Annotated in this window: 28 protein-coding genes and 1 tRNA gene; 15 read left to right on the top strand and 14 right to left on the bottom strand. The window is 68.2% G+C overall.

Annotated features, from left to right (window positions below):
- From KME78_RS60000 to KME78_RS60015, 4 genes are all read left to right on the top strand, one after another.
- A complete protein-coding gene (locus KME78_RS60000; protein WP_219539273.1) occupies positions 1 to 351 on the top strand; it encodes a cupin domain-containing protein in 351 nt (116 codons plus the stop codon).
- A gap of 37 nt (positions 352 to 388) precedes the next feature.
- On the top strand, positions 389 to 1,231 hold the full coding sequence (locus KME78_RS60005) for a hypothetical protein (protein WP_219539274.1): 843 nt from the start codon (positions 389 to 391) through the stop codon (positions 1,229 to 1,231).
- Positions 1,232 to 1,310: 79 nt separating this feature from the next.
- On the top strand, positions 1,311 to 1,826 hold the full coding sequence (locus tag KME78_RS60010) for a SigE family RNA polymerase sigma factor (RefSeq protein WP_219539275.1): 516 nt from the start codon (positions 1,311 to 1,313) through the stop codon (positions 1,824 to 1,826).
- On the top strand, positions 1,823 to 3,025 hold the full coding sequence (locus KME78_RS60015) for a TolB-like translocation protein (protein WP_219539276.1): 1,203 nt from the start codon (positions 1,823 to 1,825) through the stop codon (positions 3,023 to 3,025). Before KME78_RS60010 ends, KME78_RS60015 begins: the two co-directional genes overlap by 4 nt.
- A 118-nt stretch (positions 3,026 to 3,143) precedes the next feature.
- Here KME78_RS60015 and KME78_RS60020 read toward each other — a convergent pair whose 3' ends face one another.
- Positions 3,144 to 3,677, bottom strand: coding sequence for an ATP-binding protein (locus KME78_RS60020; RefSeq protein ID WP_219539277.1), 534 nt, complete (start codon positions 3,675 to 3,677; stop codon positions 3,144 to 3,146).
- 106 nt (positions 3,678 to 3,783) lie between these two features.
- On the bottom strand, positions 3,784 to 4,176 hold the full coding sequence (locus KME78_RS60025) for a hypothetical protein (RefSeq protein ID WP_219539278.1): 393 nt from the start codon (positions 4,174 to 4,176) through the stop codon (positions 3,784 to 3,786).
- A gap of 150 nt (positions 4,177 to 4,326) precedes the next feature.
- Between KME78_RS60025 and KME78_RS60030 the strand changes: the two genes are divergently transcribed.
- On the top strand, positions 4,327 to 5,148 hold the full coding sequence (locus KME78_RS60030; protein WP_219539279.1) for a helix-turn-helix domain-containing protein: 822 nt from the start codon (positions 4,327 to 4,329) through the stop codon (positions 5,146 to 5,148).
- Complete coding sequence (locus KME78_RS60035) at positions 5,135 to 5,356, top strand: DUF397 domain-containing protein (protein WP_219539280.1); 222 nt, start codon at positions 5,135 to 5,137, stop codon at positions 5,354 to 5,356. The genes KME78_RS60030 and KME78_RS60035 overlap by 14 nt, the downstream gene beginning before the upstream one ends.
- A gap of 500 nt (positions 5,357 to 5,856) precedes the next feature.
- On the opposite strand, the gene KME78_RS60040 is transcribed toward KME78_RS60035, so the two are convergent.
- The 5 genes from KME78_RS60040 to KME78_RS60060 all read right to left on the bottom strand — a co-directional run bounded on the left by KME78_RS60040 (position 5,857) and on the right by KME78_RS60060 (position 11,666).
- Positions 5,857 to 5,933: transfer RNA gene (locus tag KME78_RS60040), tRNA-Met, on the bottom strand.
- A 54-nt stretch (positions 5,934 to 5,987) separates the two neighbouring features.
- Positions 5,988 to 8,960: a UPF0182 family membrane protein gene (locus KME78_RS60045; protein ID WP_219539281.1), complete on the bottom strand. Its 2,973-nt coding sequence runs from the start codon at positions 8,958 to 8,960 to the stop codon at positions 5,988 to 5,990.
- A 132-nt stretch (positions 8,961 to 9,092) separates the two neighbouring features.
- Positions 9,093 to 10,139: a YlbL family protein gene (locus KME78_RS60050; RefSeq protein ID WP_219539282.1), complete on the bottom strand. Its 1,047-nt coding sequence runs from the start codon at positions 10,137 to 10,139 to the stop codon at positions 9,093 to 9,095.
- Between the two features lie 10 nt (positions 10,140 to 10,149).
- Positions 10,150 to 10,575 (bottom strand): molybdenum cofactor biosynthesis protein MoaE, encoded by a 426-nt coding sequence (locus KME78_RS60055; protein WP_219539283.1) that lies wholly within the window; start codon positions 10,573 to 10,575, stop codon positions 10,150 to 10,152.
- A 17-nt stretch (positions 10,576 to 10,592) separates the two neighbouring features.
- Entirely contained in the window at positions 10,593 to 11,666 is a 1,074-nt protein-coding gene (locus KME78_RS60060) for an NAD-dependent epimerase/dehydratase family protein (protein WP_219539298.1), read from the bottom strand.
- Between the two features lie 79 nt (positions 11,667 to 11,745).
- On the opposite strand from KME78_RS60060, the gene KME78_RS60065 reads away from it, so the two are divergent.
- The 3 genes from KME78_RS60065 to KME78_RS60075 are packed head-to-tail and all read left to right on the top strand — an operon-like array spanning position 11,746 to position 14,588.
- Positions 11,746 to 12,999 carry a zinc-dependent metalloprotease gene (locus KME78_RS60065; RefSeq protein WP_308127573.1) on the top strand — a complete coding sequence of 418 codons (1,254 nt, stop codon included), beginning with the start codon at positions 11,746 to 11,748 and terminating at the stop codon, positions 12,997 to 12,999.
- On the top strand, positions 12,996 to 13,556 hold the full coding sequence (locus KME78_RS60070; RefSeq protein ID WP_219539284.1) for an NUDIX hydrolase: 561 nt from the start codon (positions 12,996 to 12,998) through the stop codon (positions 13,554 to 13,556). Before KME78_RS60065 ends, KME78_RS60070 begins: the two co-directional genes overlap by 4 nt.
- Before the next feature lie 36 nt (positions 13,557 to 13,592).
- On the top strand, positions 13,593 to 14,588 hold the full coding sequence (locus KME78_RS60075; RefSeq protein ID WP_219539285.1) for an endonuclease/exonuclease/phosphatase family protein: 996 nt from the start codon (positions 13,593 to 13,595) through the stop codon (positions 14,586 to 14,588).
- Here the strand turns inward: KME78_RS60075 and KME78_RS60080 are convergent.
- From KME78_RS60080 to KME78_RS60090, 3 genes are all read right to left on the bottom strand, one after another.
- A complete protein-coding gene (locus KME78_RS60080; protein WP_246654907.1) occupies positions 14,575 to 15,162 on the bottom strand; it encodes a DUF2064 domain-containing protein in 588 nt (195 codons plus the stop codon). The two genes, KME78_RS60075 and KME78_RS60080, sit on opposite strands and share 14 nt — an antisense overlap.
- The gene (locus KME78_RS60085; RefSeq protein WP_219539286.1) at positions 15,156 to 15,671 is read right to left on the bottom strand and encodes a M48 metallopeptidase family protein; all 516 of its coding nucleotides are present in this window, start codon (positions 15,669 to 15,671) and stop codon (positions 15,156 to 15,158) included. The genes KME78_RS60080 and KME78_RS60085 overlap by 7 nt, the downstream gene beginning before the upstream one ends.
- 68 nt (positions 15,672 to 15,739) lie before the next feature.
- On the bottom strand, positions 15,740 to 16,519 hold the full coding sequence (locus KME78_RS60090; RefSeq protein ID WP_219539287.1) for an enoyl-CoA hydratase/isomerase family protein: 780 nt from the start codon (positions 16,517 to 16,519) through the stop codon (positions 15,740 to 15,742).
- Positions 16,520 to 16,616: 97 nt separating this feature from the next.
- Between KME78_RS60090 and KME78_RS60095 the strand changes: the two genes are divergently transcribed.
- The 3 genes from KME78_RS60095 (at position 16,617) to KME78_RS60105 (ending at position 19,410) form a co-directional block, all read left to right on the top strand.
- On the top strand, positions 16,617 to 17,759 hold the full coding sequence (locus KME78_RS60095; protein WP_308127574.1) for a ThiF family adenylyltransferase: 1,143 nt from the start codon (positions 16,617 to 16,619) through the stop codon (positions 17,757 to 17,759).
- 63 nt (positions 17,760 to 17,822) lie between these two features.
- The gene (locus KME78_RS60100; RefSeq protein ID WP_219539289.1) at positions 17,823 to 19,157 is read left to right on the top strand and encodes an ABC1 kinase family protein; all 1,335 of its coding nucleotides are present in this window, start codon (positions 17,823 to 17,825) and stop codon (positions 19,155 to 19,157) included.
- A gap of 10 nt (positions 19,158 to 19,167) precedes the next feature.
- Positions 19,168 to 19,410: an FCD domain-containing protein gene (locus tag KME78_RS60105; RefSeq protein WP_219539290.1), complete on the top strand. Its 243-nt coding sequence runs from the start codon at positions 19,168 to 19,170 to the stop codon at positions 19,408 to 19,410.
- A 111-nt stretch (positions 19,411 to 19,521) separates the two neighbouring features.
- Here the strand turns inward: KME78_RS60105 and KME78_RS60110 are convergent, their stop codons facing one another.
- Positions 19,522 to 20,169 carry a TetR/AcrR family transcriptional regulator gene (locus KME78_RS60110; protein WP_219539291.1) on the bottom strand — a complete coding sequence of 216 codons (648 nt, stop codon included), beginning with the start codon at positions 20,167 to 20,169 and terminating at the stop codon, positions 19,522 to 19,524.
- A gap of 69 nt (positions 20,170 to 20,238) precedes the next feature.
- Here KME78_RS60110 and KME78_RS60115 point away from each other — a divergent pair, with 69 nt between their 5' ends.
- Positions 20,239 to 20,838: a hypothetical protein gene (locus KME78_RS60115; RefSeq protein WP_219539292.1), complete on the top strand. Its 600-nt coding sequence runs from the start codon at positions 20,239 to 20,241 to the stop codon at positions 20,836 to 20,838.
- A gap of 91 nt (positions 20,839 to 20,929) precedes the next feature.
- Here the strand turns inward: KME78_RS60115 and KME78_RS60120 are convergent, their stop codons facing one another.
- Both KME78_RS60120 and KME78_RS60125 read right to left on the bottom strand, forming a co-directional pair.
- Positions 20,930 to 23,161 carry an alpha/beta fold hydrolase gene (locus tag KME78_RS60120; protein WP_219539301.1) on the bottom strand — a complete coding sequence of 744 codons (2,232 nt, stop codon included), beginning with the start codon at positions 23,159 to 23,161 and terminating at the stop codon, positions 20,930 to 20,932.
- Positions 23,161 to 24,066 (bottom strand): ABC transporter ATP-binding protein, encoded by a 906-nt coding sequence (locus tag KME78_RS60125; protein WP_219539293.1) that lies wholly within the window; start codon positions 24,064 to 24,066, stop codon positions 23,161 to 23,163. The genes KME78_RS60120 and KME78_RS60125 overlap by 1 nt, the downstream gene beginning before the upstream one ends.
- Before the next feature lie 156 nt (positions 24,067 to 24,222).
- On the opposite strand from KME78_RS60125, the gene KME78_RS60130 reads away from it, so the two are divergent.
- Complete coding sequence (locus tag KME78_RS60130) at positions 24,223 to 25,383, top strand: sensor histidine kinase (RefSeq protein ID WP_219539294.1); 1,161 nt, start codon at positions 24,223 to 24,225, stop codon at positions 25,381 to 25,383.
- A complete protein-coding gene (locus KME78_RS60135) occupies positions 25,347 to 26,000 on the top strand; it encodes a response regulator transcription factor (protein WP_219539295.1) in 654 nt (217 codons plus the stop codon). The genes KME78_RS60130 and KME78_RS60135 overlap by 37 nt, the downstream gene beginning before the upstream one ends.
- A 10-nt stretch (positions 26,001 to 26,010) precedes the next feature.
- Here the strand turns inward: KME78_RS60135 and KME78_RS60140 are convergent.
- The coding region (locus KME78_RS60140) for a hypothetical protein (protein ID WP_219539296.1) at positions 26,011 to 26,360 on the bottom strand (350 nt) is incomplete at its 5' end.

Raw genomic sequence — 26,360 nt, forward strand, 5'->3', positions numbered from 1 at the left:
TTGATCCAGCTTTCCCACCTGGCGCACGCCCCGTCGGTCTCGCTGCCCGCCGCCGAGCCCAAGCCGACCAGCCTGACCGGCCAGTCGGAGTCCACGCTGGAGGTGTGGGCCGATTCTCACGCGGAGACGGGTGTCTGGGAGTGCGGGCCCGGCTCGTTCACGGCGGTCAGGGACGGCTATCACGAGATCTGCCAGATCCTGGTGGGGCGGGCGACGTTGACGGGTGAGGACGGCGCGGTCGTCGAGCTTGGGCCGGGCTCGACGGTCGTGCTGCCGGACGGGTGGCGGGGGACCTGGGACGTGCACGAGACCATCCGGAAGACGTACGTGACCGTCCGCACCACTCATTAGCCCCCTATGGGCGGATTTTTTTAGACATGATCTGAATATGAACGCAGCGGCGCGGGCGGGGCTCGTCGGGGCGGTGGTCGGACTGGTCCAGTTCGTCATCCTCTACTGGCGGAGAGACGACATAGGGTCACTCGACGCCATGGCGCTGATCGTCCTGCCGTACGGGCTGGGGTTCTTCCTGTCCTGGTGGGGCAGGTTACCGCGCTGGTGGGGGGTGGCCACGATGGGCCCGGCTATCACCGCGGTGTTCCTCCTCGCCAACATCTTCGTCCTGCGCATACCCGAGATCACGGATTTGGGCGACTGGCAGACCGCCCTGTGCCTCATGGCCCTGGGTGCGACCGCCTACCTGGCCGCGGGCGGCATATTCATGCCGGTGCACTGGGGACTTCGCGGCCTGCTGATCGCCGGCGTCGCCGCGGTATACCTGGCCGTGTGGTCGGCACCGGACGTCATCGCCGACGCGGCGCGGGCCAACCGGCTGTCCCGCGCCGAGGTTCCGCTCATCGCACCCACCCTGCCGGATCACCGACTGGTGTACCTGGACTACGTGGGTGGGCGGCTCGAACTCTCGTACGAGGGCCAGGATGATCGCTCGCGCGTCGACGTCTCCGTCGGCCCAGAGAGCACGGCGAGCCTCAAGGCTGCCTGCCGGAAGTCCGATCCGTGGGACGACATCCAGGAATACGAGAAGTGCCGACGGGTGCCACCCGGCGTATGGCTCCGTAGCGGTGAATACGGGAAGATCATCTTCGCCACGTACGGCGACGCCTTGGTGCGGATCGAAAGCCCAACGATGTCGGAGAAAGAGCTGATCGCCGTCCTGGACACGTTCCATCCCGTCGAAGCCGAGGAACTGGCCAGACTCGACGAGGGGTGAAGTCCCTCAGCCTTCGATGCAACAGTTCGCCGCGTAAGTCCATCTGGGAGGTGACACGGACGACGAAAGGCGAAGGCTGTTGGAAGCAGATCCCCGGTTCGCCGGGTTCGCCGCCGAACGTGGCGATGCGCTGTTGCGTTATGGCTACGTCCTGGCTGGGAACCCGCACGACGCGGCTGACCTGGTGCAGGAGGCGCTACTGAAGTTACGTGCCTCCTGGCCGAGACTGCGCGCCAAGGACAATCCGGAAAGCTATGTGCGTACCACCATGGCCAGGCTGCACACGGCGACCTGGAGGTTGCGGCGGCGCGAGCTGCTCGCCTGGGACCCACCAGAGCACGGCTACCACGACGCGCTGCCCAGCGAAGACGAGCAGGCGATGTGGGAGGCCCTGGCCGGGTTGCCGCGCAAGCAGCGGGTGGTGCTGGTGTTGCGCTACTACGAAGGGCTGAGCGACGAGGAGATCGCGGCGACCCTCGGGATCTCTCGCGGAACCGTGCGGAGTCAGGCGTCACGGGCGCTCGGCAAACTCCGTTCCGCAGTGGGCGAGCACATCGAGTCAGGCGTCGGGTCGGATCGCGGGGAGCGGCGATGAGCGGTATCGAGGAGCAGTTGAGCAGGACCCTGGGACACGCGGCCGAACAGGCGCCACGGCTGGCCGCCCCGGCGGCGGAACGGCTGGAGACCGGCTACCGACGGCGCAGGCAGAGGTCCCAGGCGCTGCTCGCGGCGGCGGCCGTGGTGGTGCTCGCCGGCGGGACCGTCGTGGGCCTGCGGACGGTCGGCGACACGAAGGCGCTGCCCGCGATCGGCCCGTCGGAAGTGCCGTCCGCGATGATCAGCGCCGCCACCACCACGAAACCCATCGAGAAGCTGTGGCCGCAGGCTGTGTGGAAGATGCCCGTCGAGGACTCTCAGGGCCGGGAACTACACCCCGTCGCACTGACCGACGACGGGAAGCTGCTGGTCAAGGCATGGCGCGAGGTCGAGGAGCCCGAGGTGCTCTACCTCTACGACCTGGCCGGAGGTGATCTGCGAAAGATCGCGGACATAGCCACGTCGAAGAAGACCGGGGTCGCCATGGGCTTCAGCATGGGTGAGGGCGTGGTGGCGTGGTGGACCTCGGCGAAGGCCTCCGCACGCCTCTGGACCGTGCCGCTGACCGGCGGCGAGGCCAGACAGGTGGCCGAGCACAAGACCGGAGACGACATGATCGATAGCCTCGCCGTGGCGAAGGGCGCGATCGTGTTCTCCTTGGGGAAGGGCGGGGTGTTCAGCGTTCCTGCTGGCGGGGGCCAGGTGACGCCGATCGACCGCGGGACCGATCTGCACCTGCTGTCCTGGCCGTGGGCGGGCTCGCCAGGCTCGTGGAGCCCCAAGGACGGAGCCCCGTTCACTCACCTGGTGAACCTGGAGACCGGGCAGACCAGCGACGCGGCCCCTGCCCGCCAGGGAGAGAAGTTGCTCGCCTGCGGTGTGGGGTCTTGCCTGTCGACGATGGGCAACGGCGCCAGGGCGTTCACCCGGGGGCGTGACGGCTCGGAACAGCAGGAGGTGCCGACCGGCTACCAGATCCCGGAGCCGCCCAGCCAGAGCCGCTTCTACGTGCGCAACCTCAGAAGTGACGCCCCGGGGCTGGGGCTCTATGACCTGAAGACCGGGGCGTTGGCGGACCTGGGCATCGGGGATGAAGCCAGTCAGGGCGAGGTGCCGGTCGCCGACCGGGCTGGACGGATGATGACGTACCGGATCAAGAGCGACAGGTACGTGATCGACCTGTCCAGGATTCCCTGACAGGGGCGGGCGCGAACAGTCCTCGGTAGTGAGGCGTCGTGGCAACACCAGCGGCGTCGGACTGTACGGTTTTCTTCTCGCAGTCCTTCGGGGCATGTCCTCTTCTGCCGCCGGACTCTTACGTGGAGTGTGAGGGCGGGGATGCGGGTTCCAGACTGCGGCTGAACCAGATGGTCTTCCCCGTACCGCAGGGGGCTGGTTCGTACCGCCATTCGTCCGTGAGAGCAGCCACGATCGACATGCCGCGACCGTGCTCTGAATCGTGCCGGACCGTGAGGCATCGAGGTCGTCCAGCGCCCTGGTCATAGACGTGCCCAGTCACCGCCTCAGGGGTTAGGTCCAAGCACAGCCTGATCGGAGGTGCTCCGTGGATCAGCGCGTTGGTGACCAACTCGCTGATGACCAGGGTGATGTCGTCGATCAGGTCGTGCAGATTCCACGAGGTGAGGGTGTCGCGGACCAGATCGCGAGCCTGCCCGATGATGACTGGATCATCGGGCAGGTCCCAGTGCAGGGCCTGCCCGACATGCGCGGGGCTCTCCATCAGGCCGCCCGGTGACCACGTCGGCTGGTAGCAAAGGTGCTTGGGCGCGGCATCTGACGTGCGGAAAGACCTGCGGAAGCGTTTGAGGAAGTTGAGTGTGAACGCCATGACCACGTACCGTTCGGTGGCTGTGAATAGGTGCGCTGGTAGCCCCCCGTCAGGCATGTGGGCACCACGGGGGCGTCCTGGTGCCCAGCGAGGGGCCTGTCGGTGTCTAGGGGCGCGGGTTGTGGGCGAAGTAGGCGGCTCGGCGCCATATCTCGCTGCCGGTTGCGGGTAGCAATTCGGCCAAGGGGCGACTGTCCAGTTCGTGGTAGTGGGTGGCGAGCCGTTCCGCTGCGGCCTGGACAGTGACGGCGTACGTCCATAGCGGTGTGGGGCGCTTACGGGCGTTGGGGACGAGCCACCAGAGCCGAGTTCCGTCGGTGTGGACCAGCAGGCCGATGTAGATCGAGATGGTGACCTGGTCGCCTCGTAGGGGCAGAGCGAACGCGAGGATGTTGTGCCGCCGAGCAAGGGTCTGGATGAGCTCGGCGGCGAACTCCTCCGCGAGTGAGGAGGTCGGCTGCGCGCCCACAGGTTGGACGGTGGGCTTGTGGGCGTTCACGTTCTTACCTCGCTCTCCGGCTGGGCTGGCCCTCACCAGAATGACGATCGCGAACAGAGAGTGACAGCAAAATCACCCCACAGTCACACCACACTCTTTGTAGGCTCGCTGCGTATCAACGCCAGCACGGAGAGTTACGATCGGAGGTCCATGTCCAGAACAGAGGAGATCGACCCAGACGAGAGCCCGAGAGCCGCGTTCGCCTACCTCCTGCGGCGGCTCCGCACCACGGGCGGACTGACACAACGCGACCTGGCCGACCGGCTCGGCTACTCCGAAAGCCAGATCGGCATGATCGAACAGGGCCGGCGCCGCCCCACACAGCACCTCGCCGACCTCCTCGACACCGAGTTCGGCGTCGAGGACTTCGGCCAGCTGTACGTCCGTACGACCTGGGCCGGCAGCCCCGAACATTTCCGCGCGTGGCTCGATGAGGAGCAAGAGGCCACAGCGCTACGCAGCTGGGAGCCGATGCTGGTCACCGGACTCCTGCAAACCGAGGCATACGCCCGCGCACTGTTCGCCGCCGAGCCCGGCATCACCCCCAAGGAGGTGGACGAACGCACCCAAGCCCGCATGCAACGCCAGAGAGTCTTGACCAGGGACAAGCCGCCCACGGTCACCGCCATCATGGACGAGGGAGTCCTGCGCAGACCGGTCGGGGGCACCGAGGTGATGCGCGACCAACTCGCCCACATCCTGGAACTGGCCCAGCATCGCCAGATCTCCGTACAGGTCGTGCCGTACAACGCCGGGGCATACGCAGGGCTGCTCGGCGGGCTGATCATCGCCGAGCGACACGGGACACCATCGACGGTGTACGTGGAGTCGCAACCACACGGCCGAGCGTATGAGGACCGGGCCATTATCTCCGGCGTCCTGCGGCGTTACGATTGCGTCCGCTCAGAGGCCTATCCGCACCATCTATCGTTGAACATCATCAAGGACGTGATGACGCATGGCCCACAATGACACCCCCGACCTCCAGCACGCCGAATGGCGAAAGAGCAGCCACAGCGGCGGGGACGGCGGCAACTGCGTAGAGGTCGCCACCAACCTCCCAGGAGTGATCGCAGTCCGAAACTCCCGGCACCGCTCCGACAAACCGTTGATCTTCACCCCCTCGGAGTGGGCCGCATTCCTCGCAGGCGTCAACGACGGCGAATTCGACATCGCCTGATCGAACGCTCCAGGCGACGGGGAACCTGGACTCCAGGTTCCCCGATCGCTAGCTCCGAGAGATCGAGGTCCGAGCGAATGATCATGACAATGACTCCACTCAACCGTGGCCGCTCGCTCTCGCGAAGCGCCAGTCGTGGGGGTTGCGCGCCGAAGGCGCGCCCGAGGAAGGCAGTCCGAGCGCAGCGAGGCCCTACAGGGGTCGCGGCTCCGGCGCGACTGGAAGAAGCGTCTAAGCCCGAAAGCGCGAAGCGCCAATGAAGCGAAGCCCTTTGTGCCCGGGGCGGGCGTCAGATGGTTAACCACCCAAATGGGTAACGGGTGGGCCCTTAATAGAAAGAACGCCCGGAGCGAAGCGGAGGCCCTCCAGGGGTCGCGGCTTCGGCGCGACTGGAAGCAACGTCTGAGCTCCGAAAGCGCGAAGCGCATCCATATGAAGCCCTTTTGTGCAGGAACATGCGAAAAGGCCCTCCAGGATTATCCTGAAGGGCCTTTTCGACTTGGTAGCGGGGGCAGGATTTGAACCTGCGACCTCTGGGTTATGAGCCCAGCGAGCTACCGAACTGCTCCACCCCGCGTCGGTGTGTGTCTAAAGACTATAGGTGGCGCGGGGTGGAAGCAAATCGCGGAAGCTACGAGCCGCCCGCCGGTGACACCGTGCCTGACGGCGACGCTGACGGTGATGCCGACGGCGACACCGAGGGTGACGATGACGGTGCCGACGACGGAGAGGCCGTTGGTGACGGCGTCGGAGTGGTGGTGGTGCTCGGCAGAGCGCCCAGCCCCTCCAGAGCCTTCAGCGCCTCTTCCAGCTGCTTCTGCGCCTTGCCGTACGCCTCCCAGTTGGGCGGGTTGCTCTGCAGCGCCTTCTGGGCCTCGGTGTAGGCGTTCTGGGCGTTGTCGATCGCCGCCTTCAGAGCCGTGGTGTTCTGGTTGGGTTTCACCTGCTCGTTGTTGGGTGGCGTCTGCTGCTGTTGGCCGTCGCCGAAGACCTGTTTCAGAGCTTCAGGAAGGGTCCGGGCAACACCGATCTTGCTGCCGAACGACACCAGGACGCGCTGCAGGATCGGGTACGGCTCCTGCCCGCCACCGGCGGCGACCTGGATGTACACCGGCTCGATGTACACCAGCCCGCCCGCATAGGGCAGAGTCAGCAGATTTCCGTAACGGACCGAGGAGGCGCCGACGCCCAGCAGGTTAAGTTCGCCGGCGAATCGGCTCTGGAAGGCGTTCTGTGCCTGGCCTGGGCCCGGGATGGGAGTGTTGGACGGCATTCGCAGGATGCGTAGCTTGCCGTAGTTGGGGCCGGCCACCGAGTCGACCGCCATGAAGGCCGCCAGGTTGGGTCCCTGTTTCGGGACGAACGTCGTCGTCAGCGAGAACGTCGGCGCCTGGTTCTGGACGGGCATCGTGGTCGTCACGTAGTAGGGCGGCTGCTTGGTGTTCTCGCCCTGTGACGGGTCGCTCGGGATGTTCCAGAAGTCCTGGCCGCTGTAGAAGGCGGCGGGGTTGGTGATGTGGTAGCGCGACAGGGTGTAGCGCTGCACCTTGAACAGGTCTTCCGGGTAGCGCACGTGGGCCTGGAGGTCGGGGCTCATCTTCGACTTCGGCTGGATGATGCCGGGGAAGGCCTTGCTCCACGTCTTGAGCACCGGGTCGTTCTCGTCCCAGCCGTACAGGGTGACCGTGCCGTCGTAGGCGTCGACGGTGGCCTTGACCGAGTTGCGGATGTAGTTGATCTTGTCTTGCGGCTGCTGGGCGACCACGCCGCGGGTGGTGGTGGTGTCGCTGGTCATGCCGCCCAGGCTCTCGCTCTGCGCGTACGGGTATTCGTTGGAGGTCGTGTAACCGTCGATGATCCAGGTGATCCGCCCGTCGACGATCGACGGGTAGGGGTTGCCGTCGAGGGTCAGGAACGGTGCGACCTTCTCGACCCGTTCGCGCGGGTTGCGCACATACAGGATCTTGGAGTTGTCGTTGATGTCACCCGAGAGCAGGATGTTCTTCTCGCCATACTTGGCGGCGTAGACGAGCCGGTTGAAGAACGAGCCGACTGGGACGCCGCCCTTGCCGGTGTATGTGGTGTTCTTCTGGCCGGTGCCGCCCGTTTCCGGGTAGTCGAGCTCCTGCGGGTTGTTCGGGTTGCCACCGGCGATGACGTACTCGTTGGACGCCGGGCTCTCGCCGAAGTAGACCCGCGACTCCTTCAGCTTGGTCGTGTTGACCAGCGGGCCCATGACCGGCATGTCCTTGGCGTCGTAGTCGGGCAGGCCGCCCGAGTCGACCTCGTTGCCGGGCGCCGCCACGATGCCGTAACCGTGGGTGTAGACGAGGGCGTTGTTGATCCAGTTGTTCTGGCCCTCGGGCACCCCGAGCAGCTCGCGGACGCCGACGACGTGGTCGACCGCCTTGCCGTTGGCGTCGGGGTAGCGGTCGACGTCGAGCTGGTCGGAGAAGCCGTAGAAGCCGCGGATGCGCTGGGTCTGCTCGTACGTCGCCGAGACCAGCGCCGGGTCGAGCAGCCGGACACCGGACACCGAGGCGTCGCCGTTGGTCTCGACCTTGGTCGGGTCGGCCTCCGCGGTGTAGGGCAGGATCTCCGTTTTGTCGACGTTGTACGAGGCCCGCGTCGCGTCGATGTTGCGCTGGATGTAGGCCGTCTCCTTGGCCTGCTGGTTGGGCTTGACCTGGAACTGCTCGACCAGCGCCGGGTAGACGCCGCCGATCAGGATGGCCGAGAGCACGAGCAGGCCGAAGGAGACGCCGGGCAGCATGCCGCCGGGCCGTATGACACCCGCGAAGAACAGCGCGGCGCAGATCAACGCGATGATCGCCAGGATGGTCTTCGCCGGGAGCACCGCGTTGACGTCCGTGTAGGAGGCGCCGTGCACGAAGCCGCGGTCCGAGAAGACCAGCCCGAAGCGGTCGATCCAATAGGCGATGGCCTTGAGCAGCACGAACACGCCGAGCAGCACCGACAGGTGGGCACGCGCCGCGCGCGAGGCGTGCACGCCGGGTGACTGCAGCCGGAAGCCGCCGTAGAGGTAGTGCGTGATCGCCGCCAGGATGATCGAGATGATCACGGCGGTGAACAGGAAGTTCAGGACCATCCGAATGAACGGGTAGTCGAACATGAAGAACGAGATGTCCATCCCGAACAGGGGCTCGGTCTTGCCGAAGGGCACCCCGTTGATGAACTCCAGCCAAGTCTTCCACTGCCCGGCGAACGACGAGCCCGCGAAGAGCGCGAGCAGGCCCATGCCGACGATGAAGATCAGCTTACGGTGGGGGTCGAGCGCCATCCGGTAACGGTCGGCACCGCTGCCGCCGCCGAACATCGCGGGGCCGAACATCGGCCGCATCCGGAAGGCCAGCAGCATGTTGCCGCCGGCGATGCCGATCATCAGCACCGCGCCGACCAGGAACAGCACGATCTCGGTCAGCAGGACGCCCGAAAAGACGGACGTGTAGTCGACGGAAGGGTCGACCGTGTCAAACCACAAAAAATCGGTATAAATCCCGGAAAATAGGAAAAATAGCGCCACAATCGCCACGAGTGCGATCGCGACCGGAAGAAGCAGTCGCGGTCGGCGGGGCAAACGCATTGCCCTGCCGCCGGCTCCTGGGGTCCGGAAGCTCAAGGCCAACCCCTCGTCGTGATGAACAAACGGTCCGTGTCTGGCAACCTACACCGCTACGCCAGCCGTACGGCTAACGCATGGCGATCGCCAGAAGTTTCATCCAGCAGCGCAAGCGGGCACATCGCCTTTACCGGTGCGTAGCGCGTCGAGCGCACTGACGGCAGCGTGCAGCGTCTCGGCCTTGACCAGGCGGAGCCCGTCGGGGACGGCCTTCATGGCCTCGGCGCAGTTGTCGGCCGGGGTCAGGAACACCGTCGCCCCGGACTTGCGGGCGCCGACCATCTTCTGGGCGATGCCGCCGATGGGCCCGACCTCGCCCGACGCCTGGATGGTGCCGGTGCCGGCGATGTCCTTGCCGCCGGTGATCTCGCCGGGGGTCAGCTTGTCGAGAATGCCGAGCGAGAACATCAGCCCGGCGCTCGGCCCGCCGACGTCACCCACGTTGATGTCGACCTTGAACGGGAACTTGTAGCTCTCCTGCATGACCACGCCCACGACGGCCTGCCCCGAGGGACCCGCCACGGTCGGCAGGCTGATGTCGGTCTTGTCCTTGCCCCTGATGACGGTGAAGGCCACGCTTTCGCCAGGTTTGTGCGCCTTGACCGCGTCGCTGATGATCTTGACGTTCGCGGCTGGTTTGCCGTCGACCGTACTGATCTCGTCGCCCTTGCGGAGCTTGCCGTCGGCCGGCTTGCCCTTCTCCGTGGACGCGACCGTGACGACCATGCCGAAGGGGATCTTGAGCTCGGTCAGCGCGGCCGCCGTGGCGAAGTCCTGGGAGTTGGTCATCTCGACCGTGTTCTCCTCCTCGACCTCTTTGGGCGAACGGGACTTGGGGAAGATGGTCTCCTCGGGAACGACCGCGACCGTCGGATCGACCCAGCCGCGCAACGCGGTCAGCAGATCGATCCTGCTGCTCGGCCCGCCCTGGTAAGCCACCGTGACCAGCCTCAGCGCACCCTTCGTCGGATAGGTCTGGTGCCCGCTGATCGTGATCACGGGCTTCTTCTCGACCTCGCCGATGGTGTTCTCGGTCGGTCCAGGACTCAGTACGACGTACGGGACGGGCAGGAAGGCCCCTGCGACACCGAGCGCTAGCACGAGGAAGCCCGCAACCAGCAGGGTCAAGGCGCGTCGCGACATGAGGACGAGCTTATTGGCAGGCACCGACCCACTCGGCCGAGCCGTCGGCGAAGATCTGGTGTTTCCAGACCGGGACCTGCGACTTGAGGTCGTCGATCAGCCTGCGTGACGCCTCGAAAGCCTCGCCTCGGTGGGGGCAGGCGACCGCGACGATCACGGCGATGTCGCCGAGCTCCAGATCGCCGACCCGGTGGACGGCGGCGAGCGCGGTGACCGGGAAGTCGGCGGCCACCTTCTCCGCCACCTGACGCAGCGCGTCGAGGGCCGAGGGGTGCGCCGAGTAGGAGAGCCTGGTCACGGGCTTGCCGTGATCCTGCTCTCGTACGGTGCCGACGAAGAGCGTGGTGCCCCCTGCCCCGTGGTCCCCCACGGCGGCCAGCACCTCGTCGACGGAGAGCGAAGTCTCGCGAATCCCGAGCAACCGGATGACGTCCACGAAAAGAGCCTACATATTCAGAGCCGGCGCTTCTTGCGCACCTGGCGGACGATGGCGGCGGTGCCGATGACCGCGACCGTGGCACCGGCGGCCGTGAGCGTGGCCTCCTTGACCGGCAGCCGCCTGCCGACCACGGTGGTCCTGTTCTCGCGCAGCTCAAGGAGCTGCTCGAACGCGGCCTCGTTGGTCCAGACGGGCTTCCAGCCCGCCTCACGCAGCGCCGTGCAGTCGACGACCCACGGGTAGACGACATAGTGCAGGTCCGTGGCGGGGGCCGGCGTGATGCCCAGCCGGTGCAGGCGCTGCGCCGTACCGAAGGTGAGGCCCGCGGGCAGCTCGAAGCGCCGCAGTCCGGACAGCTCCTCGACCTGATCCTGCTCCAGCCAGCCGTCGGAGCCGACGGCGGCCACGCCGGTGATCACGCCGCGCGCGGCCAGTTCCAGCGCCGAGACCAGGTCGTCGACGTGGCAGAACTGCCAGCGCGGTGAGCAGCCCTTGACCGTGAGCAGCCTGGGTGACTCGAAGTGGCGGGTAATGACTGTGTCGATGCCGGGACCGACCACGGCCGCGGGCCTCAGGACGGTCACTTCCAGTCCGGGGTGGCTCCGCGACGATCTGCGTACGAGCGCCTCGATCTCCAGATAGTCGCCCACGACCCCTGTGTCGGGCTCGGCGGCGACCGGGGCCGCCTCGGGCAGGGGCACGTCGTTCTCGGGCGCGGCGCCGTACACCATCGCGCTCGTGACGAGCACCACACGCCGGACGCGCGCGGCGGCGCTCGCGGTGAGCACCGTTTGCGCAGCTCGCAGATTGTACGCGCGCCGCTCGGCGGGGTCGGCGTCGACGGCGTAGTCACCGGCCAGGTGGACCAGGACGTCGATGTCGGAAATGCGGTTCGCCAAGAGCGGATCCCGTACGTCGATCACTCTCCAGGTGGCTTCCTGGACGTCACCGCGCTCCTCGTCAATGGCCACCACCCTGCGGAAATCCGCGGAGGACACGAGCTTTGCGAGCAGCTCCCGGCCTATGCCTGAGGCGGCCCCGGTGACGGCGACGACGGGGTGGCGCGGGCGTTTCGAGGTAGGCACCAGGTCCTCACTTTGCACTGATCCGCCGTAGGACGACTAACGTGGCGGATGTGGACTCCTCCATCCTGCACGAGGTAGAGCGGTGACTGACCTGCCAGGTCGCGAAAACGACCCCAACGAGAACCCGTTCGCCATGTTCGGCAACCCTGAGCAGATGGCTCAGGCGATGCGCCAGTTCGCCGACATGCTGTCGGCGCCCCAGGGCTCCGGCCCTGTCAACTGGGACATGGCCAAGAACATCGCCCGTCACGCCGTGGTCGCCGAGAGCGATCCCAGCGTCATGGAAGGCGAGCGCCGCCAGATCGTGGAGGCGCTGCGCCTGGCCGACCTGTGGCTGAACGAGGCGACGACACTGCCCAGCGGCGTGTCCAACCCGCAGGCGTGGAGCCGGTCCGAGTGGATCGAGAACACCGTCCCCGTGTGGCGCACGCTCTGCGAGCCGATCGCCGCACGCATGGTCGAGACCATGGGCGGCGCGCTCGGCGGCGCGGGCCTGCCTCCGGAAGCCCAGCAGATGGCCGGGCCGCTGATGGGCATGCTCAAGCAGATGGGCGGCATGATGGTCGGCCAGCAGATCGGCCAGGCCCTCGGCTCGCTCGCCCGCGAAGTGATCGGCACCACCGACATCGGCCTGCCGCTGTCCGACACCGCCGCGCTGCTGCCCGGCGGCATCGCGTCGTTCAGCGAGGGCCTGGAGCATCCCGCCGACGAGATCCGGCTCTATCTGGCGCTGCGCGAGGCCGCGCACCACCGGCTGTTCCAGCACGTACCGTGGCTGCGCGCCAGCCTGCTCGGCGCCGTCGAGGAGTACGCCAGGGGCATCACGGTCGACACCTCGGCGCTCGAAGAGCAGATCCGCGGGCTCGACATCAACAACCCGGAGGCCATCCAGGAGGCGTTGAGCGGCGGCGCGCTGCTCAAGCCCGAGGAGACCGAGCGGCAGAAGGCCGCGCTGGCCCGCCTGGAGACCATGCTCGCCCTGGTCGAGGGCTGGGTGGCCACCGTGGTGGACGACGCCGCGGACGGCAAGCTGCCCTCGGCCGTCGCCCTGGCCGAGACCGTACGACGGCGCCGCGCGACCGGCGGCCCGGCCGAGTTGACCTTCGGCACGCTCGTCGGGCTGGAGCTGCGGCCCAGGCGGCTGCGCGAGGCGGCGACGCTGTGGCGGGCGCTGAAGGAGGCGCGCGGCATCGACGGGCGCGACGCGCTGTGGGGCCACCCCGACCTGCTGCCGCAGGCCGACGACCTCGACGACCCCGACGCGTTCGTACGCGGCGAGGCCGCCTGGGACATCTCCCAACTGGACGCCAAGCCCGACGAGGACGACCAGAGTTGAGCCTGCGCCACGACGCGGTGGCGGTGCTCTCCGGCTGGGCCGCGCCCACGCCCGGCGAGGAGTCACTGCGCGCCGAGTTCCTCGACCACCTGCGTACGCACGACGACGCGATGTTGCGCGAGTGCGTGCCCGGGCATCTCACCGCGACGACCGCGGTGCTGTCGCACGACGGCGAGCGGGTGCTGCTGACGCTGCACCCCAAGGCGGGCATGTGGCTGCCAATGGGCGGTCATTGCGAAATTTCCGACACCTCCCTTGCGGGTGCCGCGTTGCGCGAAGCGGTGGAGGAGTCGGGCATTTCCGGCCTGGAGCTGTTGCCCGGCCCGCTGGCCGTCGACAAGCACCAGGTCTGGTGCCATCCCCCGCACAGCTGGCATCTCGACGTGGAGTACGCGGCCGTGGCGCCCGCGGACGCCGAGGCGGTGATCAGCGAGGAGTCCCTCGACCTGCGCTGGTTCCCGCTCGACGAGATCCCGGAGCTCTCCGATGAGGCGACCCGCAGGTTGGCCGCACGTGGCCGCGTGGCGCTTACGTCAAATACACGCGCTCTCGGTTAGAGTCCGCCTGGGCTTGTACCGTTCCAAGGGGGCCATGTGCACACCTCAGCCGAAGACTCGGTCGGCGGCACGATCGTCACGCCCCCTCGGAAACGCCGCAAATTCCCCAGCACCACGCTGACCTGGCTGGCCGTGACCCCGTTCGCGGCCTGGGCGGTGACCAGGGTGGCGGGGCTCGAACGCGGCTCGCTGGCCACCCAGCTCATGACCGCGACGCCGTACGCCGCCGCGGGCTCGGTGGTCCCCTTGATGATCGCCGCGCTCACCCGCAAGCGCGCCGCGGCCGCGGTGGCACTGCTCACGACGACCGCTCTCGGCTTCGCGGTCCTCCCCCGGGCCCTGGGCACGGCGGACGCCACGGTGGGCCGGCCGTTCCGGGTGCTCACCATCAACATGCTGTTCGGCAGGGCCGACCCGGAGACGATCATCGGCCTGGTGCGCCGGTTCGACCCGGACGTGCTGAGCACTCAGGAGCTCACGCCCCCCGGCGTCGAGGCGCTCGACGCGGCGGGGCTGTCCAGCCTGATGCCGCACCGGGTGCTTCAGGATGAATGGTCCGCGGGCGGCGGCGGGCTCTACTCCAAGCATCCGCTCAAGCCGCTCTATGACCTGATGCCGCAGACCGGGCACAACATGCCCGCGGCCATGGTCTCGCTGCCCGGCGGCAAGCCGGTCGAGTTCGTGGACGTGCATCCCTTCCCGCCGCTCGGTCCCCAGGTGACGAACTGGATCGAGGCCCTGGACGACCTCCCCGCCGCTTCGGGCGACACGGTGCGGATCCTGGCGGGCGACTTCAACGCCACGCTCGACCACACGCCCATGCGCCGGCTGCTGTCGCGCGGCTACAAGGACGCCGCCGACCAGGTCGGGGCCGGGCTCATCCCGACCTGGCCGGCCAACAAGCGGGTGCCGCCGATCATCACGATCGACCATGTGCTGGTGGACCAGCGGGTGGGCGTGAAGGAGGTCAGCGTGCACACCGTGCCCGACACCGACCATCGGGCGGTGTTCGCCGAGCTCAGCGTGCCTTGAGCAGCGCCCTGAGGTTGTCCCAGCCCTCCAGCCCGGGATCGAGGCGGGTGACGTCTTCGGGGGTGCGCAGGCGGTGCCAGCCGGGGCCGGTGGCCACCATGCGGCGACCGGGCGCCTGAGCGCGCAGGGTCGTTACCGGGTCGGGGTCGTCGAGATCGGGATCGGCCCATCCGGGCATGGGCAGGCCGCAGGCCAGGGCCACGGCTCCGCCGTCCTCGGCTGGACAGAGCGTGATCTGGGCCCGGCCGAGCTCGCGGAAGAGCTTGCCGACCAGCAGCGGCGGCAGGTCGGGCGCGTCGGCGCCGATCACCACGGCCTGGTCGCCGGCGAACCGGCCCATGATGGCCTTGAGCGGCTCGTCCTCATCGATCATGATCACTTCGGTGCCGGGCCAGACGATCTCGTCGAGGCCGGGGACACTGGTGACCAGGACGGGCGTGACGAGTTCGAGGCCGGCCACCATCTCATAGGTGTCTTCGGCCATGGCCTCCAGGAAATCGTCCGGGTCCATGCCCTCGGGGGCCGCCTGCGCCATGCTCTGCCGTACGAGGACCGCGGCGATGCGCGTCAACATTCCTCCGGTGCCGTGTGGGCGGCGGCGGAGAATCCTTCGAGGAACCCGCGCGCCCGTTCTGCTTTGGGATACTGTTCGACCAGCGCCCAGAACCTGGCGCCGTGGCTGGGAACGAGCAGATGAACGAGCTCGTGGATGATCACGTAGTTGATGACCCACTCAGGGAGACCCTTGAGGCGGGTCGAGATCCGGATCGTGCCGTTCTCCGGGGTGCATGATCCCCATCGATGCTGCTGATTGTCCACCCAGCGCACGCTGTCCGGCATGGCCCTGCCGTTGAGATACTTCGCCGAAAGCTCCTTGGCCCGCTCCAGGAGGATTTCGTCGGTCGGTCTTCGCCGGCTCTCCTTGGCCGCGAGCCGATCGAGCATCCGGCTCACCCATTCATCAGCGTCTTCGCCGCTCAGCCAGGCGGGCAGGAGCACGATCGTCTTGTCGCCGTCGCGGTAGGCGGAGACCGTACGCCGGCGACGAGAACTGCGACGGACCTCGACTGTCTCGGGGGGCACATATGCACGGTAGCCGAGACTGGCGGAATTCCACAGAGGGGGAGACGTTGTTTCTGCTGGTCAGATGATTAAGACCCGGTGAATTTGGGCATGCGCCTTTCCCGATGCGCGGCCAGCCCCTCGATCATGTCGGCGGATGCCATGGTCACCGGCTGGGCGAGGGACTCCCAGCGCAGCGCGGCTTCCAGGTGGGGATGGTCCTGGTTCAAGGCGACCTTGGTGAGTCTTGTGGCAATCGGGGCGTTCTGCGCGATGGCCTGGGCCAGGGCCGCTACTTCCGCCATTAGGTCATCTTTCGGGAAAGATTGATTTACCAGACCTTTAATCGCGGCTTCCTGTCCCGTGACGGTACGTCCGGTGAGCAGCATCTCCCTGCCGAGGGCGCCCGCCCTCTTCGGCAGCAGGTACGTGGCCGCCATCCCGGGGTGCAGACCGAGCTTCGTGAACGGGACCAGCAGCTTGGCGTCGTCGGCCGCGTACACGAGATCGCAGGCCAGCGCCACGCACAGGCCCGCCCCCACCGCCGGGCCGTTGACGGCGGCGATGGTCGGCACCTCCAACTCGGTGATGGCCAGCCAGGTGCGATAGAAGGCGAGCATCCGGTCGCGTAGCTCCGGCACGGTCTCCGCGCCGCGCTCGCCCAGCCAGGACAGGTCGCCGCCGGCGGAGAACGCGCTGCCGGCGCCCGTGACGATCACGCAGCGGACGCCGGTGTCGGTGGCCAGGGCGGCCATGGTCTCGCGCCACTCGCCGGTCATGCCGTCCGTCATGGCGTTGCGCCTGTCGGGACGGTTGAGGGTGATCAGTACGGTCCCGTCGTCTCTGCGGTCCACCAGGAGTTCGTTCATGGAGGGAGCGTAACGGCGGAGGGTTATCCACAGGCGGCTCGTAAGGCCATCGGGATCTTGGATCGGGGTGGCAGTCTTGCGCGCCATGAGGCCACGTGTGAAACCCACGCTCCGGCGGATCGTCCGTGACGAGCGGACCTTGCAGTTGGGGGCGCATCCGCTGCGTTCCGTGCTGGTGACGGGCTCGGAGCATCAGTGGGTGGCGGGGCTCGACGGCACCCGCGAGCTGGGGCAGGTTCTGCGTGACGGCGCCGACGCGGGACTGGGCGAGGCGGACTGCCGGGCGCTGCTGGATCGGCTCGCCGAGCGGGGGGTGCTGGATGACGCGGCGGTCCCGCCCGTTCGCCTTTCTCTCGGTGAGCGTGATCGTCTGGCTCCCGATCTGGATGTCCTCGATCTGGCCGGTGACGGGGCCGAGGTGTTCGCCCGGCGGCGGCGGGCGCGGGTGCGGGTCTACGGGGCCGGGCGGGTGGGGGCGCAGGTGGTGGGGCTGCTGGCGGCGAGCGGTGTCGGGGCGATCCGCGTCTTCGACGAGGGTCCGGTACGACCCTGTGACCTCGCGCCTGGTGGACTGACGTGGTCGGAGCTGGGGATGAGCCGCCAGGACGGGGCGGTGGCGCTCGCCCGACGCCTCACCTCCGGCGCCCCGCCACCCCCGAACACGCCGCCCCCGGACATAGTGGCCCCGGCCGACGACTCCGCGATTCCCGGGACGCCCTCGATGCCAGCGACGAATGCGCAGGCCGGTGGTCCCTTCCTGGGCGACGGCTACGACCGTCCCGATCTGGTGGTCCTGGCACCGGTCGCCCCGCTGGACGGCGTGCTGGTCAACGAGTTGACCGAGCTCGGCATCCCCCACCTGCTCGTGTCCGCGTTCGAGGGTCACGGGTCCGTGGGGCCGCTCGTCCTTCCCGGCGAGACCGCCTGCCTGCACTGCCTCGACCTGACCAGGCGCGATGCCGACCCCGCGTGGCCCATCGTCACCGCGCGACTGGGCGGCTACCCGCCCGGCGAGATCGCCTGCGACACGACCATGGCCACGCTGGTGGCGGCCTCGGCCACGGGCCACGCGCTCGCTCACATCGACGGACGCGACCCTGTTGTGACCAATGGCACATTGGACATCATGCCTGATTGGCGATGGAAAACCAGGTCATGGATACAGCAACCGCAATGTCGTTGTATGCGAAACCATCCCTATCGCCCAGAATGGTCATGTCAGTCACCAGCGATGGGCTGACGATGGGTCAGGGGAACCTCGAAGGGGGGAAGCGGTGTCTCAGCCAGGATGCCGCGCATCAGTGTGAGCGATCTGCCGCGCCGCGCCGTAACGCGTTCCGCCAAGCTGGCCACCCTTCCACTCGGCTTCGCCGGCCGTGCCGCCCTGGGGCTCGGCAAGCGGATCGGCGGCAAGCCCGCCGAGATCGTCGCCCAGGAGATCCAGCAGCGCACGGCCGAGCAGATCTTCAAGGTCCTCGGTGAGCTCAAGGGCGGTGCGATGAAGGTCGGGCAGGCGCTGTCCATCTTCGAGGCGGCCCTTCCTCAGGAGATCGTCGGGCCCTATCGCGCCACGCTCACCAAACTGCAGGAATCAGCCCCGCCGCTGCCGGTCGCCACGGTCCACAAGGTGCTCACCGAGCAGCTCGGTGACGGCTGGCGAGACTACTTCGAGTCGTTCGACGACCGGCCGACCGCCGCCGCCTCGATCGGGCAGGTGCACAGGGCGGTCTGGCACGACGGCCGCGACGTGGCGGTGAAGATCCAATACCCGGGTGCGGGCAAGGCGCTGCTCGGTGACTTCACCCAGCTGGCGCGGCTGGGCAAACTCTTCGGCGTGATGCTGCCCGGCCTCGACATCAAGGCGGTGCTGGCCGAGCTCCGTGAGCGCATCGCCGAGGAGCTCGACTATCTGCGCGAGGCCGAGGCCCAGCACGGCTTCGCGCTCGGTTTCCAGGACGACCCCGACTTCCACGTCCCCGACGTGGTCGCCGCCAACGAGATGGTGCTGGTCACGGAGTGGATGGACGGCACTCCCCTGTCCCGCATCATCGCCGACGGCACCAAGGAGCAGCGCGACCGCGCGGGCCTGCTCTTCGTCCGCTTCCTGTTCTGCTCACCGGCCCGGGTCGGCATGCTGCACGCCGATCCGCACCCCGGCAACTTCCGCATGCTCGACAACGGCAAGCTGGGCATCCTCGACTTCGGCGCCGTCAACCGCCTGCCGGACGGCTATCCCCGGTCCTTCGGCCAGCTGACCCGCATCTTCAACCAAGGCGACATGGACAGCGTGGTCGCGGGCCTGCGCGCCGAGGGCTTCATCCGCCCCGACATCGAGGTGGACGGCGACGCCCTGCGCTCGTTCCTGTCCCCCTACGTCGAGCCGACGGCGGTCGAGGAGTTCACCTTCAGCCGCGAATGGTTCCAGGCCCAGGCGGCCAACGTCACCGACCTTCGCCCCACGAACGTGGTCCGCCAGCTCAACCTGCCGGTCTCGTACGTGCTCATCCATCGCGTACACGCGGCGGGGGTCGGCGTCCTCTGCCAGCTGGGCACCACGGCGCGCTTCCGCGACGAGGCGATCCGCTGGGTGCCGGGCTTCGCCGACGACCCCGAGGACGAGGCAGTGCCGGTCAGCTGAGCATCGCGCGTTGTACGCGGGCTGCGGCAACCCCCTGCTCGTCAGCACCTTGGACGCCCTCCGCGACCAGACCGCGCTGATCTCCGCGGCTGCCTGGGTCCGGGTGCCGACCTGGGAATCGGAGGCCGAGGAGCACCGTCGGATCCGCCAGGCCGCCCAGTCCGGCTCCGCCCCGGAGGCCGCCGCCCTGCTCCGCGACCACATGCGCTGCTTCGTCGACCGCGTCAAGGACAGCGGCGGCCTGGCGGGATAGCAGGCTCGACCGGCGGCGACCAGTCAAGCTCCTGGGCAGCGGACCGGCCAGAATCTGTCTGGCGGCGGGCCCATCACGATCGGCCGCGCACGGTCGCTCCCGCTCAGCCGATCACGGCCGGTCGAGCAGCGGTCGATCACCGTCCGGTTGGCGCATTCCTCTGAGCAGGGTGCTCACCCCGTCGGCGAGCACGCGCCCGCCCTCCTCCCGCGAGTCGACGAACCAACCGGGCAGCGGGCTGCGCAGCGAGCAGGTGAGCTCGATGCTGACGAGGCCGTGGATCGTGGTCCACACCAGATAGGCCATCCGCGTGGGATCTTCCGATCCGGTGGCCCCGATGGCCTCCGTCAGCAGGCTGAACGTCCGCCCGAGCGCGTCCTGCCGCTGCTCGGGCGAGGGGTCGAAGTCGGGCAGCGGCCGCTCGAACATCAACGCGTAGAGCGCCGGATCGGCCAGCGCGAACTCCCGGTATCCGCGGGCCACCGCCATGATCCGAGCACGCGGCTCGGCGTGACCGTCGAGCGCGCCCAGCAGCATCTCTTGCAGCACGTCGAACCCGTACCGATAAACCGCCTCCAGCAGCCCCGCCCGGCCGCCGAAGCACGTGTAGATGCCCATCGTGGACGTCCGCGCCTCCTCGGCGACGCGCCGGAGCGTCAGGTGCGGCGCCCCTTGCTCGCGGAGGACGCGAACGGCCGCCTCCAGCAGGTCGCCGCGCAGCTCGCCGACTTCTTTCGAGGTGCTTACATCTCTCGGCACCCTCTCACCCTAACGGCTCATAACGCGCATGATAACGAGCGTTATCGCCTAACCAGAAGGGACTCCGAGATGCGTTCGTCGGCTCTCTACCGGGCCACCGCCACGGCCGGGTTCGCCTGCGCCGTGCTGCTGGTGATCAACGTCCTCCGCCGCGGGGGGCTGCTGCCGGAAACCACGCTCACCCACGCCATCGCCCCCTTCGGGGCGTTGACCGGCTTACTCGCGATCACCGGCCTCTATCTGCTCATTCGCGGCACGGCCGGCCCCCTCGGCCTGATCGGCTACCTGCTCAACGCCGCCGGGCTGGCCGGGGCCTACGCGATCGAGTACGCCCTGCACTACGTTTTCCCGCTCCTGGGCACCACGGCGGTGAACGGGCTGCTGGCCGGCGGCACCGGGCAGGCGTTCCTGGTCACCTCGGTCGTACTGCTGGCGGGGGTGCTGACCTTCAGCGCGGCGGCCCTGCGTGCGGGCACGCTACCGGCCCTCGCGGTCGTGCTCTACGCCGTCGGCATGATCCCCGGGGCGCTGCGGAACATGGTCCCGGTCCCGGTCTACCTGATCGGCCTGGTGGTGGCGGCGGTGGGAATCGCCTGGATGTCGGCCCGTCTCTGGTCGGCCCAGGAGGAACCGGCGCTCCTGCCCACCGGACGGCGGATGACCGCTTAGTTCGCCAGCGATATTCAGGGAGCACAGTGTCCGGTCCCGGTCCCGGCCTCGACAGGAGGCCGGGGATCGGACACCAGTCCTGCAACCCCAATCACTTGGCAGTCGGTGGCTCGCAAGTGGTCCCCTTTGCCGGCAGGCGGAGGGACGTGAGGTACCGGTTGGCGTATGAGATGGTGCACCGGTTGCCGGTGAGATAAAGGCCGTGTCCAGATCCGTTGTAACGGACCGTGGACGAGCCGGGCACTCGGCTCACGATGTCGGCGACGTCCGCGTGATCAGTCCAGGTGCCGGCCCCAAGGAATGGCGGCAGCCGGTCGGCGGGCAGCGGCTTGGCGGGATTGGTGACCGGCGCCGGCCAGCCCACGCAGCCGAGCGGATGCCAGAGCTCGTTTCCGGCGAAGTTCGGGGAGAGCTGCTGATCGAGCGCCTTCACCTGCTGGAACTCCTCGTAGCTGGCGAAGCCCAGCCCATCCGTGCAGTGAGTCGCGTCCATGCCCCTGAAGGAGGGAACCTTCTTGCTCTTCGTGGCTTGCTCAACGTAGTCGGCGAAACCTGAGGCGTCTCCCTTCACGGCCTCGTCGACGGCCCTGGCGAACCGTTGCCAGTTGGGGAAGTCAGGCGCGGGGCCGGGGCTGATCACATCGGGAGCGGCCGCGACCTTGAAGTCGAATCCGCTGTAGGAGACCTGTGTCCCCTTCACCGGAACGGGCGAATGGTCCGCGGCCGCGGTGAGGCCACGCCAGACGGCGCCGACGTCACGCCCCCGCAGAGCGCAGGCAGCGCTGGACTCGCACCAGGCGCTGAGCCGGGCGAACTGGCCCTCGATCGCCGCGTACCTCATCCGCAGGTCAGTAGCATGGTCGGCGAGGTGGTCGACGCTGCCGTCGACGTAGAGCGCGCGGACGGCGCCGGGGAACAGCCGGGCATAGGTCGTGGCGACGACCCCGCCGTAGGAGGTGGCCAAGAAGCTCAGTTTCTCTTCGCCCAGTGCCACCCGGATCGCCTCGATGTCTCTGGCGACAGAGCCCGAGTCGAGGTTGTCGAAGTATTCAGGGTCGGCCTTGCGGCACTGCTCAGCGTATTTCCGGTTCTTCGCGGCAAGCCTGTCGTATTCGGGACGATTGTCGGGCACGGTGATCCAGGCACCGGTGGCGAAGCAGTCGAACGGGATGACGCCCAGGTCGGTGGTATTGCGAGGCTCGAGGGTGACCACGTCGAATTGCTGTCGCAACTGGGTGAAGTTGCCGCCAGACTTCTTCAGATCGTCGATGCCCGAGCCGCCGGGCCCGCCTGGGACAGCGAACACCGTGCCGATCCTGCGGTGCGTCCCGGCGACCGGCAGACGGGCGATCCGGATGGAGATCTTCCGGCTCGACGGTTTCGACCAATTCACGGGCACCTGAACCGAGGCGCATTCGAGGTCGCCGCCGCACGCTTTCCACGGCAGAGTGGAGGCCGCGGCGCTGGACGGGATCGCCGTCACCGCGGCCAGCAGGGCGGCCAGCAGCCCGCCCACGACCAGCGGCCGGATCCCGCGCCCTCGGACGGCGATCGCTACCGCTCCCGCGGTGAGTGCCACGACCGGGTAGGCGAGCAGCAGGGCGAGGGCCGCGAGCGGGGTGAGGATGCCCGGTCCGTCCCCGGCGACGATCTGATTCGGCAGGTTTTCCACCATGAAGGAGCCGATCCGCCACCTCCACGGCGACGGCAGCGTCTGCGCCACCACCGGGAGCACAAAGAGGATCATGATCAGCGCGACCAGCGAGCCCGCCGTGGAGCGGATCACCGCGCCCAGGCCGAGCCCGACCATGGCGACCAGCGGCATGACCGCCCCGGCGACCAGCAGCTCGGCCGCCACTCCCGGATCCGTCAGGGAGGCGCCCAGCGTCCGGCCGTCGAGTAGGACCTGCCCCGCGCGATCTCCCAGCACGGCCTGCGCGGCGAAGTGCATGGCGAACACCAGCATTTCGCCCGCGACCAGCGTTACGGCCGCCAGCGCCGGGATCTTGGCGAACAGGAACAACTGCCGCCTCGGCACGACCACCAGACTCGTGCGGATCAGGCCGGTGGCATGCTCGGAGGTGATCGACAGAGCACCCAGCGCGGCCATCACAAAGTAGGCGACCGGTAAGCCGGTGCCCAGCCCCGCACCGACACTGGTGAAGACCAGCCTGTCATCCCCCGCCTGGTTGTCGAAACCGCGAGAAATCATGAACGCTATTCCGGCGCAGAGCAGCACCGACAGCACCGAGAAGACCAGCAGATACAGGTTGGACCTCAACGTGCGCAGCTTCAGCCACTCGGAGACGATGGTGTCGACCATCACAAGACCCTCCCCGCGCCGAACTCGACGCTATCCTCGGTCAACTCCATGAACGCCTCCTCCAGTGATGCGCTGCGCGGCGTCAGCTCGCTCAGCGCGATCCCGCGCGCCAGGGCCAGCTCGCCGATCCGCGTCGCGGAAAGACCACTCACCGACAGTCCACCGTCCTCCTCGCGCACGGTCGCGCCACCCGACCGCAGCACGTCGGCCAGCGCACGCTGAGCGGCCGCGCGGACCAGCACGCCGCGCTGGAACCGTTCGACCAGCTCGGACATGGTGGTGTCGGCAATCAGCCTGCCGCGCCCGATGACCACGACATGGTCAGCGGTGAGCGCCATCTCGCCCATCAGGTGGCTGGAGACCAGGACGGTGCGGCCCTCGCCCGCCAGCAGGCGCATCAGCTCGCGGATCCAGCGGATGCCCTCGGGATCCAGCCCGTTGACCGGCTCGTCGAACATCAGCACCCCGGGATCGCCCAGCAGCGCGGCTGCGATGCCAAGTCGCTGGCGCATGCCCAGCGAGAACCCGGCGATCCGCCGTCCGGCGACCTCGGCCAGCCCCACCTGCTCCAGCACCTCGCCCACCCGCCCACGACCGATGCCGTTGCTGCGGGCAAGACACCACAGATGCGCGGCGGCGCTCCGCCCGCCGTGCACCGCGCCCGCGTCGAGCAGCGCACCGACCTCGCGCATCGGCTTTCTCAGCGCGCCGTACGGCTGACCGGCCACGAGCGAGGTCCCGCTGTCGGGAGCTTCCAGGCCGAGTATCATCCGCATCGTCGTGGACTTGCCCGCGCCGTTGACTCCGAGGAAACCGGTCACCAGGCCCGGTTTCACCACGAAGGTCAGGTTGTCGACCGCGAGGGCGTCGCCGTACCGCATCGTCAGGCCGGATATTTCGATCATGAGATTCCCATCGTTCTCGGGTGCCGGCATCCAGCTTCGAGGCGCGGCTCGGATTGCTCCATCGGCCTCGACCCACCCTCGAAGGTGGGATTTCACCCCCGCCGTGGTAGGGCTGGGCCTACCGTCTTCGCGGTGCCGAGCAGGCAGAATGCTGGCGTGACCAAGCTTCGCCAGCTACTCGAACCAGCCGCCGGGCTGCTGCTCAACGCCGCCACGGGCGTGGCGGCCTGGCTGCTGTTCGCCTTGTTGGCAGGCTGCGTGATGCTGATCCCGGTAGGCGGGCTCGGCTTTCCTCTGCTGGCGCACGCGCTGGTCGCGGTCCGCGCCCTGACCCGCTTTCAGCGCGCCTGGGCCGCCCGCGTGCTCGGCTATGAGATCACCGGGCCGGACCGGCGAAGCCGGCGCGGCCGGACCAGGCGCGACCTGACCTGGCTGGCCGTCCACGCCCTCGTCGGGCCGTCCTGCGTGATCACCATCGGAACGTTGCTGTCCTTCGTCGGCGTGATCCTCAACCTGCACCCGCTGGAGAACAGCCGGTGGCAGACAATCACACTTTCGCTGACGATCCTGACCTTCGTGGCGATCGCTGTGGCGGCGATCCCGCTGATGAACAGAGCGCAGGCTCGCCTGGCAGAGCTCCTGCTACGACCGGCCTCCTCCCTGACCCAGCGGGTCTGGGAGCTGACCGAGTCCAGGGCGGCGGCCGTCGACGCGCAGGCCGCCGAGTTGCGCCGGATCGAGCGTGATCTGCACGACGGCGCGCAGGCCAGGCTGATCTCGGTGCGGATGAGTCTTGGGCTGATCAAGGGGGCGAACGACCCCGATCAGGTTCGCGCGCTGGTGCAGGAGGCGTGGGAGTCCGCCGGGCAGGCCCTCGTCGACCTGCGTGACCTGGTGCGCGGCATCCACCCGCCGGTGCTCGCCGACCGGGGACTCGCTGGCGCGATCCAGGCTGCCGCTCTGCTCTGCCCGATACCGGTGGAGGTCGACATCGACCTGCCCGCCCGTCCGGAGGCGCCCGTCGAGTCCGCGGTGTACTTCGCGGCCGTCGAAGCCCTGACCAACGTCACCAAGCACAGCCGCGCCGCCAGAGCGTGGGTACGGCTGCGCCACGAGGGCGGCATCCTGCGACTGGCGGTGGGCGATGATGGACGCGGCGGCGCCGATCCGGCGGCCGGGACCGGCCTCGACGGCATCCGTCGCCGCTTGTCGGCCTTCGATGGAACACTCGCCATATCCAGTCCCCCCGGCGGCCCAAGCCGACTCATCATGGAGTTACCGTGCGCGTTGTCATCGCCGAAGATCTCGCACTCCTGAGAGACGGCCTGGTCCGCCTGCTGTCGGCACACGACTTCGAGGTGGTCGAGGCCGTCGACAACGCGCCGATGCTGCTCGACGCGCTCATCCGACACCAACCGGACGTGGCCGTGATCGACGTACGGTTGCCGCCGACGCTGACGGACGAAGGGCTGCGGGTCGCTCTTGAAGCCCGCAAGAGGCTGCCGGGGTTGCCGGTTCTGATCCTTTCGCAGTACGTCGAGCAGCTCTACGCCCGTGAGCTGCTGTCCGACCACTCCGGCGGGGTGGGCTACCTGCTGAAGGACCGGATCGGCGACGTGGAGCAGTTCGTCGACTCGGTACGCCGGGTGGCGGCGGGCGGCACCGCGATGGACGCCGAGGTGATCTCCCAACTCCTCGTCCGCCGGGAGCGGGACGAGCCGCTCAGTGAGCTGACCCCGAAGGAACGCGAAGTGCTCGCGATGATGGCCGAGGGCATGTCCAACGCCGCGATCGCGGCCCGCCTGTTCGTCACCGACAAGGCGATCGGCAAACACACCAACAACATCTTCGCCAAGCTGGGGCTGCCCCCGTCCGACGATCACAACCGCCGGGTGATGGCGGTCCTGGCCTACCTCGAAGCCGAGCCCGGCTGATCGTTCTGTCTCATGAGGTTGACGGCTGCCATTTCCAATAACCCCACGCCAGGCTCCCAAATGCCACCTGCGTGCCGAAGCGGTCGAGCCGACGCGGCGGGACTGTACAGCAAGCGCTGGAGATGCCGCCAGAATCGGCCGGTAGCCGGTAGCCCGACAGGCGGCGGACATTCACAGCGCTGGAGGTGCCGTCAGAATCGGCCGGTAGCCGGTGGCCCGACAGGCGGCGGACATTCACAGCGCTGGAGGTGCCGTCAGAATCGGCCGGTAGCCGGTGGCCCGACGGGCGGCGGACATTCCCGTCGCGGGCAATCTCCGCCTCGGACACCAAAAGCGGCCGGGCGCTGGATGCGCCCGGCC

Origin of the sequence: Nonomuraea guangzhouensis, from assembly GCF_019396345.1 — a bacterium.
In the GTDB taxonomy this organism is placed as follows: Bacteria; Actinomycetota; Actinomycetes; order Streptosporangiales; family Streptosporangiaceae; genus Nonomuraea; species Nonomuraea guangzhouensis.

Coding starts and splice junctions, on each gene's coding strand:
- KME78_RS60005 (WP_219539274.1), top strand. CDS start 389: ATGAACGCAGCGGCGCGGGCGGGGCTCGTCGGGGCGGTGGTCGGACTG.
- KME78_RS60015 (WP_219539276.1), top strand. CDS start 1,823: ATGAGCGGTATCGAGGAGCAGTTGAGCAGGACCCTGGGACACGCGGCC.
- KME78_RS60020 (WP_219539277.1), bottom strand. CDS start 3,677: ATGGCGTTCACACTCAACTTCCTCAAACGCTTCCGCAGGTCTTTCCGC.
- KME78_RS60030 (WP_219539279.1), top strand. CDS start 4,327: ATGTCCAGAACAGAGGAGATCGACCCAGACGAGAGCCCGAGAGCCGCG.
- KME78_RS60035 (WP_219539280.1), top strand. CDS start 5,135: ATGGCCCACAATGACACCCCCGACCTCCAGCACGCCGAATGGCGAAAG.
- KME78_RS60045 (WP_219539281.1), bottom strand. CDS start 8,960: ATGCGTTTGCCCCGCCGACCGCGACTGCTTCTTCCGGTCGCGATCGCA.
- KME78_RS60050 (WP_219539282.1), bottom strand. CDS start 10,139: ATGTCGCGACGCGCCTTGACCCTGCTGGTTGCGGGCTTCCTCGTGCTA.
- KME78_RS60080 (WP_246654907.1), bottom strand. CDS start 15,162: ATGTTGACGCGCATCGCCGCGGTCCTCGTACGGCAGAGCATGGCGCAG.
- KME78_RS60090 (WP_219539287.1), bottom strand. CDS start 16,519: ATGAACGAACTCCTGGTGGACCGCAGAGACGACGGGACCGTACTGATC.
- KME78_RS60115 (WP_219539292.1), top strand. CDS start 20,239: ATGCGTTCGTCGGCTCTCTACCGGGCCACCGCCACGGCCGGGTTCGCC.
- KME78_RS60120 (WP_219539301.1), bottom strand. CDS start 23,161: ATGGTCGACACCATCGTCTCCGAGTGGCTGAAGCTGCGCACGTTGAGG.
- KME78_RS60125 (WP_219539293.1), bottom strand. CDS start 24,066: ATGATCGAAATATCCGGCCTGACGATGCGGTACGGCGACGCCCTCGCG.